We start from the raw sequence: 15,978 nt of genomic DNA on the forward strand, positions 1-15,978 counted from the left end.
CCACGACGGTAGAGTGTCCTGGATCACAAGGAGCCGGACCGAGGTCCGCCGCACGCTCCTCCGCTGCGGTCCGAACGCCGCTGTCCGAAACGGAGGCCGATCCCATGCCCACGTCCCCCACGGCCCGCATGCCCCGCGCCCAGCGCCGCTCGCAGCTGCTCGAGCTCGCCACCCGGGAGTTCACCGAGAAGGGCTTCCAGGCCACGTCGATGGACGACATCGCCGCCGCCGCCGGAGTCACCAAACCCGTCCTCTATCAGCACTTCGACTCCAAGGAGACCCTCTATGTCGAGGTGCTCGACATCATCGCCGAGACGATGATCCAGGAGGTCCGGGCGATCGGCGACCACGGCGGGGGGACCGTGGCCCGGGTGCGGGACGGGATGCACCGCTTCTACGAGTTCGTCGCGCTGGAGAACTCGCTGCGCCTGTTCACCGGTCACGAGGTGATCTCCGAGGTGGTCCAGCAGCGCGTGGAGTCGGTGCTGGACCGGATGGCGGTCGAGCTGGCCGGGGTGCTCACGGCCACCCGCCGCATCGGCGCGGAGCAGTCGCGCGTGCTGGGCCGCGGGATCATCGCGGTCACCCAGACCACCGCGCAGCTCCTGCACGGCGCCGAGGACGAGCAGGAGCGGGAGGCGATCCTGGACACGATGACCACCGCCGTGGTGCACGGGCTGACGGGATTCGCACCGCTGCCGAACCCGCGGATCCCCGGGGCTGTGCTGGGAGCGGACGGGGACTCCTCGACCTCCTCCGGCGCGTAGACTCCCGGGAGCACAGCATCGAGCCTCCCCGGCCGCTCGGCGGGGAGAACGTCCCCGCCCTCGCGGCGGAGAAAAGGTCAGGCCATGGAGATCCGTATCGGCATCCAGCACTCGCCTCGCGAGATCGTGATCGAGTCCGAGGAGAAGGCCGACTCCCTGCTGGAGCGGCTCAGCGGCGCCGTCGCCGACGGCACCCCGGTCACCCTGGTCGACGACAAGGGCCGCACCGTGCTGATCCCCGGTGCGAAGGTCGCCTACGCCGAGGTCTCCACCGAGGAGCCCCGGCGCGTCGGCTTCCTCGGCTGAGCCTCCCGTGGCCCCGGCGGAGGACAACGGCCGCGGCACGGCGGAGGGCACCGGCTCCTCGACCCCGGCCCCGAACCCGGCCCCGGCCGATGCGGACGCCATGGACGCCGCGGCCCGGCGTCGGTTCCGGCGGCGGCGACGCGCTCGCATCCTGCACGTGACCACCACCGTGGTGGTGGCGGTGCTCGGCGCGATCGTCGGGCTGCTGCTGGTGCCGGACACCAAGGTGGAGGTGGGCCCGCTCACCGCGAGCGTCCACCTGCGTCCCTCGCTGACCTCGGAGACGGTGCTCCTGCTGCCGCCGGTCGGTCAGGTGGCCTTCGACACCCACACCGGCCCGGTGCGGATCGAGGCCCGCGTCACGTCCGTCGACGTCGAGAAGGCCGAGGCGCTGTTCTACGCCGACTCCGGCTTCGCCGAGCTGCAGAGGTCCGCCCCCGAGGCCATCACCGGCGCCGCCGCCACCAACGCCGCCCTGAACGCCCTGTTCGCCGCCGCCGGGGCCGGCCTCGCCGTCGGCCTGACCTTCCGCAGGGTGCGCCGCGCGGTCGTCGCCGGGGGCAGCGCCGTCGCCATGGTGGGCGCCTCTGTGGCCGCGACCTCGCTGACCTTCTCCGCCGACTCGCTGAACCAGCCGAAGTTCGAGGGACTGCTGTCCCAGGCCGCGTACATCGCGGACCTCGGGCAGGGCACGGCGATCGATTACCAGAACTACCGCGACACGCTCGCCGAGTTCGTGGGGCAGGTCTCCGCGCTGTACATCGCCGCGGACTCGCTGCCGGTGGGGCTGGACCAGGAGAACCTGATCACGGTCCTGCACGTCTCCGACATCCACGACAACCCGCAGGCCTACGACGTCATCGAGCAGCTGCACACGCAGTTCGCGATCGACGTGGTCATCGACACCGGCGACATCGTCTCCTGGGGCACCCCGCTCGAGAACGAGCTGCTGCACCGTGTGGGCACTCTCGGGATGCCCTACGTGTACGTCAGCGGCAACCACGACGGCGCCGCGGCCGCCGCCACCATCGAAGCCCAGCCGAACGCGACCGTGGTCGACAACGAGGTGGTCGAGGTGGCGGGTCTGCGGATCGCCGGCATCGGCGATCCCCGCTTCGCGGCCGACGACGACTCCGACGCGGGCGGCTGGCGCGAGGGCGACGAGGCCGTGATCGCCAGTGCCTTCCAGCTGGGCGACACGATCGAGAGCTACGACGCCGAGCATCCCGACGAGCCGGTGGACCTCGCGCTGATCCACGATCCGACGAAGCCCGAGGGGCTGCTGGGACGGGCACCGCTGGTGCTGTCCGGGCACATGCACACCTCGGACGTCGAGCTGGACCGCGAGGGGTCCGGCACCGACTGGCTCACCGTCGGCTCGACCGGCGGGGCGCTCGCCTCGGGCGGGGTCGCGCCGGTTCTCCAGGGCGAGAGCCCCCTGGACCTCACCGCCCGGATGCTCTACTTCGACCAGGAGACCCGGCGCCTGGTCGCCTTCGACGACATCGTGATGGGCGGACTGGGACTGGTCTCGGTCTCGATCCATCGCTCGCAGATGCCGGAGGAGGTGCCGGAGCTCGAGGTGCCCGAGGGCGCCGAGACCCCCGAGGGCACGATCCCGCCCGAGCAGGAGGTCGAGCCGGGCGAGGGCCTGCCGGACGAGGATCGCGTCACCCCCACCGATCCAGCCAGCCCGATCCCCGAGGTCAGCGACGCGGGCGAGGGCTGAGCACGGCCGGGCGCGAGCCTCTCCCCCGGCGCAGAGCCCCGGTTCGGGCCAGGGGGCTACCATGAAGGTGCACATCCATGACCAGAGAGTTGAACGGTGCCTGAAACCATCCCGCACACCGATGAGGCCGTGTCGGCCTCCCCCGCCGTCGAGCAGAGCTCCGGCAACGCCACCCCGCCCGATCAGGGCCAGACCTTCGCCGACTTCGACGTCCGCCCGGACATCGTGGCCGCGCTCTCCGCGAAGGGCATCACCACCCCCTTCCCCATCCAGTCGCTGACCCTCCCGGTCGCGCTGCGCGGCCGCGACATCATCGGCCAGGCCAAGACCGGCACCGGCAAGACGCTCGGCTTCGGCATCCCGCTGCTGCAGAACTCCGTCGCGCCGGGCGAGCCGAATCCCAAGGACCGCCCGATCGGGAAGCCGCAGGCCCTCGTGGTGCTGCCCACCCGTGAGCTCGCGGTGCAGGTCGCCCACGACCTCGAGACCGCCTCGGCGAAGCGCCCGATCCGGATCCTCACCGTCTACGGCGGCCGCGCCTACGAGCCGCAGATCGAGGCTCTCGAGAAGGGCGTCGAGGTCGTCGTCGGCACCCCGGGCCGTCTCATCGACCTGATGCGCCAGAAGTACCTGGACCTGTCCCAGGTGCGCACCGCCGTGCTCGACGAGGCCGACGAGATGCTCGACCTGGGCTTCCTCGAGGACATCGAGAAGCTGCTGCAGGCGGTGCCGGAGAACCGGCAGACGATGCTCTTCTCGGCGACGATGCCCGGCCCGATCATGGCGCTGGCCCGACGTTTCATGAAGCAGCCCACCCATATCCGGGCGCACGACCCGGGCGACGAGTCCCGCACCAAGGCGGACATCAAGCAGGTCGTCTATCGCGCGCACCAGCTCGACAAGATCGAGGTGATGGCCCGTGTGCTGCAGGCCCGCGGCCGCGGTCTGACGATCATCTTCATGCGCACCAAGCGCCAGGCGGACCGGGTGGCCGGAGACCTGGCCGATCGCGGCTTCGCGGCCGCGCCGCTGCACGGCGACCTCGGCCAGGGAGCTCGTGAGCAGGCGCTGCGCGCCTTCCGCAACGGGAAGATCGACGTGCTGGTGGCGACCGATGTCGCCGCCCGCGGCATCGACGTCACCGACGTGACCCACGTCGTGAACTGGAACTGCCCGGACGATGACAAGACCTACCTCCACCGCACGGGCCGCACCGGCCGCGCGGGCAAGAAGGGCACCGCGATCACGTTCGTGGACTGGGAGGACCTCGCGCGGTGGGCGCTCATCGCGCGCCAGCTGGGCCTGGAGTCCACCGAGGCGGTGGAGACCTACTCCACCTCGGAGCACCTGTTCGCCGAGCTCGACATCCCCACCGAGGCGAAGGGCACGCTGCCCAAGAGGTCGCGCACCCGTGAGGGCCTGGACGCGGAGCAGATCGAGGACCTCGGCGGTCCCGACTCGCGCGGCGGTCGCGGCGAGCGCGGCGGAGACCGTGAGGGACGCGGCGGACGCAACGGCGGCCGCGGCGGACGCGACGATGGGCGCGGCGGACGCGACGGACGCCGAGGACGCGGGGAGCGCAGCGAGCGCCCCGCACGACCAGCCGACCAGGAGCGCCCGTCCGAGGGCGCACCCGCCGACGACGGCGCACCGTCGAACGACGTCGAGCCGTCGCGCGGCGGTGGGTCCTCGTCCGAGGCCCCGCGCCGCACGCGCTCCCGCTCGCGCACCCGCCGGGTCCACGGCGAGGTCGTCAGCGAGGACCGGGCGTCCGCCGAGCGCGATGCCGGGGCAGGCGGGGACGATGCCGGGCGCCCGGACGAGGGCTCCCGCTCCTCGTCCTCGCGCCGTCGGCGCTCCCGCGGCGGTCGGGGCCGCGGGCGCGGTGGCGAGCAGGGTGCAGCACCGCAGGGCGGCCAGGAGAGCTGAGCCGCAGCGCACCACGACGGCGGGGATCCGACGCCGTGGATCCGACGCCGGGCGCCGTCAGGGGCGGATGACCCCGGTGCCCCCGGAGGCGCGCTCCTGGATCCGTGCGAGCACCTCCGGAGCGGTCAGGTTCTCCCCCAGCAGGTTCGGCTTGCCGGTGCCGTGGAAGTCGCTGCCGCCGGTGATCAGCAGGTCGTGGCGGCGTGCGAAGTCCCGCAGCCGAGCGCTCTCGGCCGCGTCGTGCTCGCGGTGGTCCGCCTCGATCCCGTCGAGGCCCGCCGCCACCAGCTCCTCGATCAGCGCGAGCGGCAGGTCGTCGTCCCGGGTCACCGATCCGGGATGGGCCAGGACCGAGACCCCGCCGGCGTCCCGTATCGCGCGCACCGCGGTGCAGGGCGAGGGGGCGTCGTAGGGCACGTAGTAGGGACCCGAGGGGCGCAGCACCTCGTCGAAGGCGGCGGAGCGGTCCCGGACCACGCCGGCGGCCACGAGCGCATCGGCGATGTGCGGGCGGCCGATCACGGTGGTGTCCCCGGCGACCTGCGCCTCCACGTCCTCCCACGCGATCGGGTGGTCCGCCGAGATCAGCTCGACCATGCGCCGTGCGCGCCGCACCCGCGACGAGCGGGCCCGGGCCATCTCGGTGGCGAGATCGGTTCCGGGGGAGGGATCCACCAGCAGGGCGAGGATGTGGACGCTGCGCGTGCCCTCCTCGCTGGAGACCTCGATCCCGGGCACCGCGGCCACGCCGCTGGCGGCCACCGCGGCGGGCAGCTCAGGCCAGCCCGCCACGGTGTCGTGGTCGGTCAGCGCCAGCACGTCCAGACCCGCCGACCGCGCCTGGGAGAACAGCTCCCCGACCCCCGTGGTGCCGTCGGACCACGCGCTGTGCGAGTGCAGGTCGATGCGCTGCGTGCCGTCGGAGTCTGACCACTCACTCATGGGCCCAGGGTAGACCGAGCCGTGAGAACATCGTGGGGTGAGCACCCAGAACGCAGAGAGCACCAGCGCAGAGAAGAACACGGCGACGGCCCGTCCGGCGGACGGCGAGCGCATCGAGGACCTCGCCTCTCGCGGCGATTCCCGCTCGCAGCGCCCCAGCAACGAGGCCTTCCGCGAGTTCATCTCCTCCGGCTGGGACGAGACCGTCCCCGACGCGGAGCGTCGCGAGGCCGCGGACTTCACGCCCGCACGCCGTGACGCGCTGGTGCGACGCCTGCCCGGTGCCCGACTGGTGCTGCCCGCCGGGGTGCTCAAGGTGCGCTCGAACGACACCGACTATCCCTTCCGCCCGGACACCGCCTTCGCGTACTACGCGGGCCTGGGCACCGATGAGGAGCCCGACAGCGTCCTGGTGGTCGAGCCCTCCGCGGAGGACCCGACTCTCTCCGAGGCCACCTACTTCTTCCGCCCCCGCGCCGGCTTCGACACCAGCGAGTTCTACGCCGATGCCCGCTACGGGGAGATGTGGGTGGGCCGTCGCCCGACCGTCGCCGAGGCCGCCCAGCGCCTGGGCGTCGAGGTGCGCCACATCGACGAGCTGCGCGACCACCTCGCCAAGGACGTCGGCGCCCATCTCTCGCTGACCGTGATGCCGGGCGTGGACGCCGCGGTCGAGTCCATGGTGAGCGAGATCCGTGAGCAGAACGGACTTCCCGGGGGTGACGACGCCGCGTCGGAGCAGGCCGCCCTGAAGGAGGCCGCGAGCGAGCAGCGGCTGGTCAAGGACGAGTACGAGATCCGTCAGATGCGCGAGGCGGTCGACGCGACCCTGCGCGGCTTCGAGGACGTCATCCGGCATCTGCCGCGCACCGTCGGCCATCCTCGCGGGGAGCGCGTGATCGAGGGGGTCTTCGCCGCCACCGCGCGGGCGGACGGCAACGGCGTCGGCTACGACACCATCGCCGCCGCGGGCGACCACGCCTGCACCCTGCACTGGACCCGCAACGACGGGACGGTCAGGGGCGACGAGCTGGTGCTGATCGACGCCGGGGTCGAGGTCGACTCCCTGTACACCGCGGACGTCACCCGCACCCTGCCGGTCTCCGGCACCTTCTCCCCCACCCAGCGCAGGGTCTACGAGGCCGTGCTCGCCGCGGCCGACGCCGCCTTCGCGGTGGCCCGGCCGGGGCTGCGGTTCCGCGAGCTGCACACCGCGGCGATGGAGGTCCTGGCCCGCACCCTGGAGGACTGGGACCTGCTGCCCGGCACCGCCGCGAAGTCCCTCTCCGCCGAGGGGCAGTGGCACCGGCGCTGGATGCCGCACGGCACCAGCCACCACCTGGGGATGGACGTCCACGACTGTGCGCAGGCGCGCCGCGAGATGTACCTCGACGCGGAGCTGGTCCCCGGGATGGTCTTCACCATCGAGCCCGGCCTGTACTTCAAGGAGAACGACCTGCTGGTGCCCGAGGAGCTGCGCGGCATCGGCGTGCGCATCGAGGACGACGTCCTGGTGACCGCCGACGGCGTCGAGAACCTCTCGGCCGCCGCGCCCCGCCGTGCGGACGACGTCGAGCGCTGGATCGCGGGACTGCGGCAGTGAGCACCTCCGCGCAGCAGCGCTTCTTCGCGGCCCGGCTCGCCGGCACCTCCGTCTTCGACCCCATCGGGGACAAGGTCGCGACCGTCCGCGACGTGGTGGTGGTGCCGCAGTCCCGCACCAGCGCCCGCGCCGTGGGCATGGTGGTCGAGGTCGGTGGGAAGCGACGGGTCTTCCTCCCGATCACGCGCGTCACCTCGATCTCCCCCGGTCAGGTGATCTCCACGGGGGTGCTCAACGTGCGGCGCTTCGAGAAGCGCACCGGCGAGCTGCTCGTGATCGCCGATCTGCTGGATCGCGCCGTGACGCTCAACGACGGCACCGGCGAGGCGACCGTGCTGGACATCGCGCTGGACGAGAACCGTCACCACGACTGGGAGGTCTCCCGGCTGTACCTGCGCCGTCGGCGCAAGGGCAGCTCGCTCAGCCGGCTGGTCTCCCGCGGCGAGACCCTCACCGTGGAGCTGTCCGAGGCCTCGGGGCTCTACGGATCCCAGGCGGAGCAGTCCGCGCATCTGCTGGCGGCCTCCTACCAGGACCTCAACCCCGCCGACCTCGCCGAGATCATCCAGGAGCTGGAGCCCAAGCGCCGCATCGAGCTGGCCGGCGAGCTGGCCGACGAACGCCTCGCGGACGTCCTCGAAGAGCTGCCCGAGGACATCCGGGTCGAGGTGGTCACCGGGCTGGACGCCACCCGCGCCGCGGACATCCTCGACGCGATGGATCCCGACGACGCCGCCGACCTGGTCCAGGAGCTGCCCGAGTCCGTCGCCGCCCATCTGCTGAACCTCATGGAGCCCGAGGAGGCGGAGGACGTGCGCCGCCTGCTCGCCTACGACGAGTACACCGCCGGCGGCATGATGACCACGGAGCCGCTGATCGTGGCACCGGAGACCTCCGTGGCGCACTGCCTGGCGATGATCAGCCGCGAGGTGATCCACGCGGCGCTGGCCTCGACGGTGCACGTGTGCCGCTCCCCGCTCGAGACCCCCACCGGGAGGCTGCTGGGCATCGTCCACTTCCAGCAGCTGCTGCGCGAGCGGCCCGACCGGCCCGTCGGCGAGATCATCGACCAGGACAAGGTGGCCGTCGAGCCGGTCGCACCGCTGTCCACCGTGACCCGCGAGATGGCCACCTACAACCTCGTCTCGATCCCGGTGATCGACGACGACGGGCGGCTGCTCGGCGCGGTGACCGTGGACGACGTGCTCGACCACGTGCTGCCCGACGACTGGCGCGAGCAGGACGAGCCGCAGCCCGTCACCGGGCAGATCGACCTCTCCGAGATCGCCCGGGCCACCGCCCGTGACGCCGAGGACGGCGAGAGCACTGCGGAGCCCGGGACCGCCGCGGACGGCACGAAGGGAGCGTGAGCATGGCCGAGCACATCCCCGCCCCGCTCGACGATCCCGCGCCGCGACGGCGCCAGCTGCGCAACCCCCTGCGCGGGGACGCCTTCGGCCGGGCCGCGGAGGGCTTCGCCCGGATGATGGGCACCCCGGCCTTCCTGGTCGGGATGACCATCTTCTGCGCCGTGTGGCTGACCTGGAACTCGCTGATGCCGGAATCGGCGCAGTTCGACCCCCGGGCGCTGAACTTCACGCTGCTCACGCTGATCCTCTCGCTCCAGGCCTCCTACGCCGCGCCGCTGCTGCTGCTCGCGCAGAACCGGCAGGACGACCGCGACCGGGTGCAGGCGGAGCAGGACCGCCAGTCCAACGAGCGCAACCATGCCACCACCGACTTCATCACGCGCGAGATCGCCTCGCTGCGCCTGGCCCTGAACGACGTCTCGACCCGCGATTTTGTCCGCGGCGAGCTGCGGGACCTGCTCGAGGAGCTCGAGGACAGGCCCGTCGCCGCCCGGGACTCCGGCGGGTCGTCCCCCGAGGCCGTCGCCGGCGACGGCCTGCGCACCGATGCCGATGCCCTGCGCATGCTCCTCCGTGAGGAGGTCGAGGCGGCGCTGGACCGCCGCGGAGGCGTCGGCGACCCCATCACGTCGAAGGAGGAGGATCCCCGGTGAGCACTCCCGAGAAGAACGATGACGACCGCGTCGCCCGCATCCACGAAGCGCTGGAGGGGGTGATCGATCCCGAGATCCACCGCCCCATCACCGAGCTGGGCATGGTCGACTCGGTGACCGTCGACGCCGAGGGCACTGCGCGCGTCGCCGTGCTGCTCACCATCGAGGGATGCCCGATGCGGGACCGCATCGAACGCGACACCGCGGAGGCCGCCGCGACCGTCCCGGGCCTGTCACGGGTCGAGGTCTCCACCAGCGCGATGAACGAGCAGCAGCGCCGTGAGCTCACCGACCGGCTCCGCCAGGGCCGCCGCCAGATCCCCTTCAACCAGGCGGGCTCGCTCACCCGCGTCCTCGCCGTCTCCTCGGGCAAGGGCGGCGTGGGCAAGTCCACCGTCACCGCGAACCTCGCCGCCGCGATGGCGGCCGACGGACTGCGCGTCGGAGTGATCGACGCGGACATCCACGGCTTCTCGATGCCGGGGATGTTCGGGATCACCGACAAGCCGACCAAGGTCTCCGACCTGCTGATGCCGCCCGAGGCGCACGGTGTGGCGGTCATGAGCATCGGGATGTTCGTGCCCGAGGGGCAGGCGGTGGTGTGGCGCGGTCCCAAGATGCACCGGGCGATCGAGCAGTTCGCCTCGGACGTGTTCTGGGGGGACCTGGACGTGCTGCTGCTGGACCTGCCGCCGGGCACCGGCGACGTGGCGATCTCGGTGGCCCAGCTGCTGCCCGGGGCGCAGATGGTCGTGGTCACCACTCCGCAGCAGTCCGCCTCCGCCGTGGCCGAGCGGGTGGGATCGCTGTCCACCTCGACCGAGCAGGAGATCGCCGGGGTGGTCGAGAACATGGCCGGGCTGACCCTGCCCGACGGGACCGTGATGGACGTCTTCGGCACCGGCGGCGGGGACCGGGTGGCCGCGACCCTGGCCGACGCCGTCGGCCACGACGTGCCGGTGCTGGGGCGGATCGGTCTGGACCCGGCGCTGCGCGAGGGCTCCGATCAGGGGGTGCCGCTGGTGGTCTCCGCCCCGGACTCCCCCACCGCGATGGCGCTCAAGGGCGTCGCCCGCGCGCTCGTGCGCAGGCCCCGGGGCCTGGAGGGGATGAAGCTCCCGCTGAGCGTCTCGCGGCGTTGAGCGGGCGAGCCGCCTCAGGCGACCTCGTCAGGTGGCCTCGTCAGGTGGCCTCGTCGTCGAAGGGCGCCCGCTTCGGGCCCTCGTCCTTCGTCGACCGCGAGGAGCCCTTCGCGCCCTTCGCCCCCTTCGACGCGGCGGTGCCGGCCGCGGCACCCCCGGCGGCGACGCTCATCGCGTCCTTGCTGGGCAGGAGCTCCTCGAGATCCGTGTCGCCCCAGGCCTCGCGGATGATGCGGCGCGGATCGTACTGACGGGGGTCGTACTTCCTGAGGTCCTCGATGGCGATGCCCATCTCGTCCTCGACCGTCGTGCGGGAGTCCTCGACCCAGCGGCGCACCTGGCGCACCCACTGCACGAGCTGGCGGGTGACCTCCGGGAGCCGCTGCGGGCCCACGATCACCAGGAACACGATGAGCAGGACGACGAGCTCCCAGCCGCCGATGCCCATGAATCCGGTGCCGCCCATTGTCCACCTGTACGTCTCGAGGTCCGCTGATGCGGTGTCATTATTGCATCGCGCGCGGTGATCGTTGCATCGCGCGCAGTGATCGATGCATCGCGCGCGGTGTGCGGCTCACAGGGGCGGTCCCTGCCGTAGGATCGGCCGGATCAGAGGACGAACGAGAGGATGCACGGATGTCGTCGGGAAAAGTGGCCGGCTGGGCCCATGGTGAGGAGTTCGTCGACGAGGCGATCCTCTTCTCCGACGACGGCGTCCTCGCCCGCGCCCGGGAGCGCGGCAGCGAGCTGGGGGCGACCCCGGTGCTGCCGGGTGCCGGTGCGCTCATGAGGGTGCTCGCCGCGGCGGTGCACGCGCGCTCGGCGGTGGAGATCGGGACCGGCAGCGGCGTCGGCTCCCTCTACCTGCTCTCGGGCATGCATCCCGACGGGGTGCTGACCACGATCGACCCCGAGGTCGAGAACCAGCGCGCCGCCCGGGAGGCCTTCGTCGAGGCCGGGATCCGCTCGCCGCGGGTGCGGACGATCGCGGGCAGGCCCCGCGACGTGGTCGGCCGCCTCACCGATCATGCCTACGACCTCGTCAGCTTCCCCGCCCATGCCCAGCACGCCGAGGACCTGCTCGAGCACGCCCGCCGGCTGCTGCGACCGGGCGGGGTGCTGGTGATCCCCCACGCCCTGTTCCACGACCGGGTCGCGGACCCGACGGCGCGCGACGCGACCACGCAGTCCGTGCGCGCGCTGCTGAAGGCGGTCTCGGAGGCCGAGGACCTGGTCCCGGCGCTCACCGGCAGCGGTGACGGCGTGCTCGCCGCCGTGCTGCGTCCCTGACCGCGCCGCTGACCTCGCTCGGCCGACGGGCTCCCTGACGACGACAGCCCCGCACCGTTCGGTGCGGGGCTGAGGTCCGGGGTCCAGCGTGCTACTTGATGACGCCCTCGAGGGCGTCCCGCAGCTCCACGGCTTCCGACGCGGCGATCTCGACGACCAGGCGGCCGCCCCCCTCGAGCGGGACCCGCATGATGATGCTGCGTCCCTCTTCCACGACCTCGAGCGGACCGTCGCCGGTGCGCGGCTTCATAGCAGCCATGGTGCCTCCTTGATGTGTCACGACCCTTGCGTGGCTCCCCCGGACGGGGCCTCGGGCAGTGCGCGTGCGGTGGCCATTATCTCAGGTCTCGCGACCTGCTCGCACGTCGTGCCCGTCGCGGCCTCGCCGGGAGGTCGATCCCGTCCCCGATCCGGCCCCGCGCGACCCCCACCATGAGCACCGCGACGAGCAGTGCGAGCAGCAGCAGGAGCAGGACGATCGGGGTGACCGCGGTCATGGGGTCGCGACCTCCCGCACCGGGTCCGTCCGGGCGGCCTCCCGCAGCACCTCGAGAGCCTCGTCGGCGGTGTCGACCACCCGCATCAGCTCGATGTCCAGGGGATTGACCATCCCGCCGTCCACCACCGCGGTGCTCAGCCAGTCCAGCAGCCCCTGCCAGTAGTCCCGGCCCACGAGCACCACGGGGAACATGTCGATCTTGTGGGTCTGCATCATGCACAGCGCCTCGAACAGCTCGTCGAAGGTGCCGAACCCTCCGGGCATGACCACGAAGCCGCTGGAGTACTTCACGAACATCGTCTTGCGGGCGAAGAAGTAGCGGAAGTCGACGCCGAGCTCGACATACTTGTTCATCCCCTGTTCGTGCGGGAGCTCGATGCCGAGCCCGACGGAGACGCCTCCGGCCTCCTTCGCCCCGCGGTTGCCGGCCTCCATGATGCCCGGGCCGCCGCCGGTGATGACCGCGTAGCCCAGCTCCACGATGCCCCGGGCGATCTCGACCGCGGCGGCGTAGTAGGGGCTCTGCTCCCCCAGGCGGGCCGAGCCGAAGATGGAGATCGCGGGGCCGAGGTCCGCGAGGGCCTCGAAGCCCTCGACGAACTCGGCCTGGATGCGCAGCACCCGCCACGGGTCGGAGTGGTTCCAGCCGCCCGGGGCGTCCTCCTCGAGCAGGCGCTGATCGGTGGTGCGGCCGGGGCGCTGGCGGCCGGCCAGGGTCACCGGTCCGCGGCGATATCGTTCTCGTTCCTCGGGAGTCATGATCCGAGCGTAGCGCCGGCTCAGGCGCCGGGAACGAGGAAGCGCCGGAGCGCCTCGAGGGACGTGCGCAGGTCCTCCAGCGGCACGTGCTCGTCGTCCGCGTGGGCGAGCAGCGGGTCGCCGGGCCCGAAGTTCACCGCGGGGGTGCCGAGCGCCGAGAAGCGCGCGACGTCGGTCCATCCCTGCTTGGCGGCTACCGGCACGTCCTCGCCGAGCGCGGCGAGGAAGCCGCGGGCGGCCTCGGCGTCCAGGCCGGGCAGCGCCCCGCCGGCGGCATCGGTCACCTCGATCTCGAGATCCAGGCCGGAGAGCACCTCGCGCACGTGCGCCTCGGCCTGCTCGACGGTGGTGTCGGGAGCGAAGCGGTAGTTGATGATCGCGCTCGCCCGATCCGGGATGACGTTGCCGGCGATCCCGCCGGAGATCGCGACCGCGTTGAGGCACTCGCGGAACTCGAGGCCGTCGATCACGGCGCGGCGCGCCTGGTAGGCGTCGAGCCGCTCGAGCACCGGGGCGAGACGGTGGATCGCGTTGTCCCCCACCCAGTCGCGGGCGGAGTGGGCGGCGACGCCGCGGGCGGTGACCTCGAGCTTCATGGTGCCCTTGCAGCCGCCCTCGACGCCGGCGGAGGTGGGCTCGCCGAGGATGGCGAAGTCCGCCTCGAGGTGCTCGGGACGCTCGGCGGCGATGCGGGTCAGCGCGTTGTCGGCCGCGGCGACCTCCTCGTGGTCGTAGAAGATCCAGGTGAGGTCGGTGGGGGCGGCGTCGGCCTCGACGGCGAGCTTGAGGAAGACGGCCACCCCGCCCTTCATGTCCACCGTGCCGCGGCCCCACAGCTCCTCGCGTCCCTCCCGCGTGCGTCGCTCGGAGGGCAGGTTCCCTGCCAGCGGCACGGTGTCCAGGTGCCCGGCGAGCAGGACGCGGCGTGCGAGCCCGCGGTCGGTGCGAGCGATGACGGTGTCTCCGTCGCGGAGCACCTGCAGGTGCGGGGCGTGCTCGCGCAGCGCCTGCTCGACCGCGTCGGCGAGCGCCCTCTCGTTCCCGGAGACGGAGTCGATGTCGACGATCGCGGCGGTGAGGTCGACGATGTCGGCGTGGGGGTCAAGGACGGGCGCTGCCAGGTTGCTCATGGCTGCCATCGTGCCATGACCGGTCACGGCAGGATCACCGGGGACGGAGCCGAGCGGCAGCGCGTCGGAAGGGCGCCGGAGGGCCGGTGCTCACTCCTCGCCGAGCGCCCCTCCGGCCCGGGCCAGGCGCAGCGCGACCGCCTCGGCGTGGCGCAGCAGCTGCGGGGAGGTGCCGGGCTCGGCCGTGATCGAGGAGCCCGGCTGCGCGGTGCTCACGGGCACGCCCACCAGCAGCCGGCGCTCGTAGACGGTGTCGTCGGCGCCCACCGGCGCGTACAGACCGTCCACCGCGATCGAGCCGGTGAGCATCCGTCGCCGGGTGCCGCGGGAGGCCCAGGAGTCCTTCTGCACCTCACCGCGCTCGCGCCAGGCGCCGAGCAGCGCGCTGCGGTAGGCGGGCAGGTCCACCGGCGGCAGGTGCGCCTCGAGCACGCCGTCGCACAGGGTGACCGGCTCCTCGCCCCCGCGGACCGCGTAGCGCCGCGCCTCATCGTCGATGTCGACGTGCATGTGCGGTCCGGTGAACCGCACCAGTCCCGCCTCCTCGAGGGCGAGCACCTGCCGTGCCCGCAGCACCGGCGGGCCCGAGGCCCAGGAGGCGAAGGCGTTGCGGAGGTGGCCGTCGATGTCGCGGCGCACCGATTCGGTGGTGTAGGCGCCGAGATCGGTGAGACGGTTGACCTGGATCCGCAGCGCGATCAGCACCCGGTAGATGAGCACCCAGGCGGGGTCCGGCTCGGCCGCCGCGCGCAGCGCGCCGCGCAGCACGTCCCGGGTGCGGCGGTGCCCGTCCCCGAGCAGGTCCCCGCGGCGCCCGAAGGGGAACAGCATCCTCAGCAGCGCCTCGTCCTCCGCGAGCTCGGCGTGGCCGGCCCCGCGCAGCGCGAGACGCAGCTCGGCGAGCATCAGCGCCATCACGTCGCGCTCGTGGTCCACCCCGGCCGGGCGCACCGCCAGCTCGAGCACCCGCTCGCCGGTGAGCACCTGCGGGGTCCAGGGCTCGGGCATCCGCTCGCCGAGGTCGGGCTTGGGGCGGTAGACCATGCCGGAGCGGGAGCCGACCACCAGCACGGGCTCCCCGCCCCCGGGCACGTAGCGCAGACCCGAGGGGGCGGAGCCGTCCCGTTCGAAGCGGCCGCCCGTGACCTCGGTGAGCATTCCGATGGCGTCGTAGAAGTTCAGCCCCATCCCCTGCACGGCCACGGCCTCCCGCCCCAGCAGCGCCGCGTAGTCCACCGCGAGCGGGCTGGCGGGGCCGAGATGGACCAGGCCGTGGCGCTCGGCGGCGTCGGCCAGCTGCTGGGAGCGGGGGCCGAGCGCGGTGGGCAGGTGCCCGAGGGCGAGCGCGACCGCGTCCGCCCGCAGCACGCGTCCGTCCGAGAGCCGCACCCGCTGGGGACCGTCGGCCTCGCCGGTGACGTCGACCGCCTCGGCGGCGTGCTGGACGATCCGCAGCCGCTCGGGGTCCGCGTCGGCCTCGGCGATCTCGAGCACATGGGCGAGGTAGCGGCCGTGCGCGGCGCGGGACGCGAAGTCGGTGGGGCGCAGCCCCTCGCCCGCCAGGTGGTCGGCGAGAGTCCGCGCGTGCGGGGCGGGCAGCACCGCGTGGCAGGACTCATCGGGGTACATGGTGGTCTGGCACGTGGTGGTGTTCATGAGCAGCACCTCGGGCTGATCGTGACGCCAGACGGCACCGCCGCGGCCGACCAGCGGGTCGATCAGGTGCACCGTGAGGGCGCCGCGCCAAGCGGGGCAGTTCGAGGCCGCGACCAGTCGCTCGACGATGGCCGTGCCCCGCGGTCCCGCCCCGATGACGGCGACGGTGCGGACGGGATCGATGGCTGCGGTCATCCCTCCAG

General features: G+C 72.8%; 15 protein-coding genes. 9 read left to right on the plus strand and 6 right to left on the minus strand.

Annotated elements, in window-relative coordinates:
- Positions 1-104 precede the first annotated feature (104 nt).
- From ACT3SP_RS06350 to ACT3SP_RS06365, 4 genes are all read left to right on the plus strand, one after another.
- Positions 105-767 (plus strand): TetR/AcrR family transcriptional regulator, encoded by a 663-nt coding sequence (locus ACT3SP_RS06350; RefSeq protein WP_444586415.1) that lies wholly within the window; start codon positions 105-107, stop codon positions 765-767.
- 84 nt (positions 768-851) lie between these two features.
- Positions 852-1,073, plus strand: a complete 222-nt coding sequence (locus ACT3SP_RS06355) for a DUF3107 domain-containing protein (protein WP_444586416.1) — start codon at positions 852-854, stop codon at positions 1,071-1,073.
- A 7-nt stretch (positions 1,074-1,080) separates the two neighbouring features.
- Positions 1,081-2,802, plus strand: coding sequence for a metallophosphoesterase family protein (locus ACT3SP_RS06360; RefSeq protein ID WP_444586417.1), 1,722 nt, complete (start codon positions 1,081-1,083; stop codon positions 2,800-2,802).
- Between the two features lie 96 nt (positions 2,803-2,898).
- Positions 2,899-4,731, plus strand: a complete 1,833-nt coding sequence (locus ACT3SP_RS06365) for a DEAD/DEAH box helicase (RefSeq protein WP_444586418.1) — start codon at positions 2,899-2,901, stop codon at positions 4,729-4,731.
- 57 nt (positions 4,732-4,788) lie between these two features.
- Here ACT3SP_RS06365 and ACT3SP_RS06370 read toward each other — a convergent pair whose 3' ends face one another.
- Positions 4,789-5,673 carry a PHP domain-containing protein gene (locus ACT3SP_RS06370; RefSeq protein WP_444586419.1) on the minus strand — a complete coding sequence of 295 codons (885 nt, stop codon included), beginning with the start codon at positions 5,671-5,673 and terminating at the stop codon, positions 4,789-4,791.
- A gap of 37 nt (positions 5,674-5,710) precedes the next feature.
- Here ACT3SP_RS06370 and ACT3SP_RS06375 point away from each other — a divergent pair, with 37 nt between their 5' ends.
- From ACT3SP_RS06375 to ACT3SP_RS06390, 4 genes are read left to right on the plus strand one after another with little or no spacing between them, the layout of a single operon-like run.
- A complete protein-coding gene (locus ACT3SP_RS06375; RefSeq protein ID WP_444586420.1) occupies positions 5,711-7,276 on the plus strand; it encodes an aminopeptidase P family protein in 1,566 nt (521 codons plus the stop codon).
- Positions 7,273-8,646, plus strand: a complete 1,374-nt coding sequence (locus ACT3SP_RS06380) for a magnesium transporter MgtE N-terminal domain-containing protein (protein ID WP_444586421.1) — start codon at positions 7,273-7,275, stop codon at positions 8,644-8,646. The genes ACT3SP_RS06375 and ACT3SP_RS06380 overlap by 4 nt, the downstream gene beginning before the upstream one ends.
- Positions 8,647-8,648: 2 nt before the next feature.
- Positions 8,649-9,299: a DUF1003 domain-containing protein gene (locus ACT3SP_RS06385; protein ID WP_444586422.1), complete on the plus strand. Its 651-nt coding sequence runs from the start codon at positions 8,649-8,651 to the stop codon at positions 9,297-9,299.
- Entirely contained in the window at positions 9,296-10,441 is a 1,146-nt protein-coding gene (locus ACT3SP_RS06390; RefSeq protein WP_444586423.1) for an Mrp/NBP35 family ATP-binding protein, read from the plus strand. Before ACT3SP_RS06385 ends, ACT3SP_RS06390 begins: the two co-directional genes overlap by 4 nt.
- Positions 10,442-10,481: 40 nt before the next feature.
- Here the strand turns inward: ACT3SP_RS06390 and tatB are convergent, their stop codons facing one another.
- Positions 10,482-10,907 (minus strand): Sec-independent protein translocase protein TatB, encoded by a 426-nt coding sequence (gene tatB / locus ACT3SP_RS06395; protein ID WP_444586424.1) that lies wholly within the window; start codon positions 10,905-10,907, stop codon positions 10,482-10,484.
- Positions 10,908-11,077: 170 nt separating this feature from the next.
- Between tatB and ACT3SP_RS06400 the strand changes: the two genes are divergently transcribed.
- Positions 11,078-11,731: an O-methyltransferase gene (locus tag ACT3SP_RS06400; protein ID WP_444586425.1), complete on the plus strand. Its 654-nt coding sequence runs from the start codon at positions 11,078-11,080 to the stop codon at positions 11,729-11,731.
- A gap of 91 nt (positions 11,732-11,822) precedes the next feature.
- Here ACT3SP_RS06400 and ACT3SP_RS06405 read toward each other — a convergent pair whose 3' ends face one another.
- The 4 genes from ACT3SP_RS06405 to ACT3SP_RS06420 all read right to left on the minus strand — a co-directional run bounded on the left by ACT3SP_RS06405 (position 11,823) and on the right by ACT3SP_RS06420 (position 15,970).
- Positions 11,823-11,990, minus strand: a complete 168-nt coding sequence (locus ACT3SP_RS06405) for a DUF3117 domain-containing protein (protein ID WP_010551467.1) — start codon at positions 11,988-11,990, stop codon at positions 11,823-11,825.
- A 234-nt stretch (positions 11,991-12,224) separates the two neighbouring features.
- Entirely contained in the window at positions 12,225-12,989 is a 765-nt protein-coding gene (locus ACT3SP_RS06410; RefSeq protein WP_444586426.1) for an LOG family protein, read from the minus strand.
- A 20-nt stretch (positions 12,990-13,009) separates the two neighbouring features.
- Positions 13,010-14,119 carry a succinyl-diaminopimelate desuccinylase gene (dapE, locus tag ACT3SP_RS06415; RefSeq protein WP_444586427.1) on the minus strand — a complete coding sequence of 370 codons (1,110 nt, stop codon included), beginning with the start codon at positions 14,117-14,119 and terminating at the stop codon, positions 13,010-13,012.
- Positions 14,120-14,209: 90 nt separating this feature from the next.
- Positions 14,210-15,970 carry an FAD/NAD(P)-binding protein gene (locus tag ACT3SP_RS06420; RefSeq protein ID WP_444586428.1) on the minus strand — a complete coding sequence of 587 codons (1,761 nt, stop codon included), beginning with the start codon at positions 15,968-15,970 and terminating at the stop codon, positions 14,210-14,212.
- Positions 15,971-15,978: the final 8 nt, after the last annotated feature.

The organism is Brachybacterium sp. AOP43-C2-M15 (assembly GCF_052446295.1).
GTDB lineage: Bacteria > Actinomycetota > Actinomycetes > Actinomycetales > Dermabacteraceae > Brachybacterium.

Coding starts and splice junctions, on each gene's coding strand:
- ACT3SP_RS06350 (WP_444586415.1), top strand. CDS start 105: ATGCCCACGTCCCCCACGGCCCGCATGCCCCGCGCCCAGCGCCGCTCG.
- ACT3SP_RS06405 (WP_010551467.1), bottom strand. CDS start 11,990: ATGGCTGCTATGAAGCCGCGCACCGGCGACGGTCCGCTCGAGGTCGTG.
- ACT3SP_RS06410 (WP_444586426.1), bottom strand. CDS start 12,989: ATGACTCCCGAGGAACGAGAACGATATCGCCGCGGACCGGTGACCCTG.
- tatB (WP_444586424.1), bottom strand. CDS start 10,907: ATGGGCGGCACCGGATTCATGGGCATCGGCGGCTGGGAGCTCGTCGTC.
- ACT3SP_RS06385 (WP_444586422.1), top strand. CDS start 8,649: ATGGCCGAGCACATCCCCGCCCCGCTCGACGATCCCGCGCCGCGACGG.
- ACT3SP_RS06370 (WP_444586419.1), bottom strand. CDS start 5,673: ATGAGTGAGTGGTCAGACTCCGACGGCACGCAGCGCATCGACCTGCAC.
- dapE (WP_444586427.1), bottom strand. CDS start 14,119: ATGAGCAACCTGGCAGCGCCCGTCCTTGACCCCCACGCCGACATCGTC.
- ACT3SP_RS06400 (WP_444586425.1), top strand. CDS start 11,078: ATGTCGTCGGGAAAAGTGGCCGGCTGGGCCCATGGTGAGGAGTTCGTC.
- ACT3SP_RS06420 (WP_444586428.1), bottom strand. CDS start 15,970: ATGACCGCAGCCATCGATCCCGTCCGCACCGTCGCCGTCATCGGGGCG.
- ACT3SP_RS06355 (WP_444586416.1), top strand. CDS start 852: ATGGAGATCCGTATCGGCATCCAGCACTCGCCTCGCGAGATCGTGATC.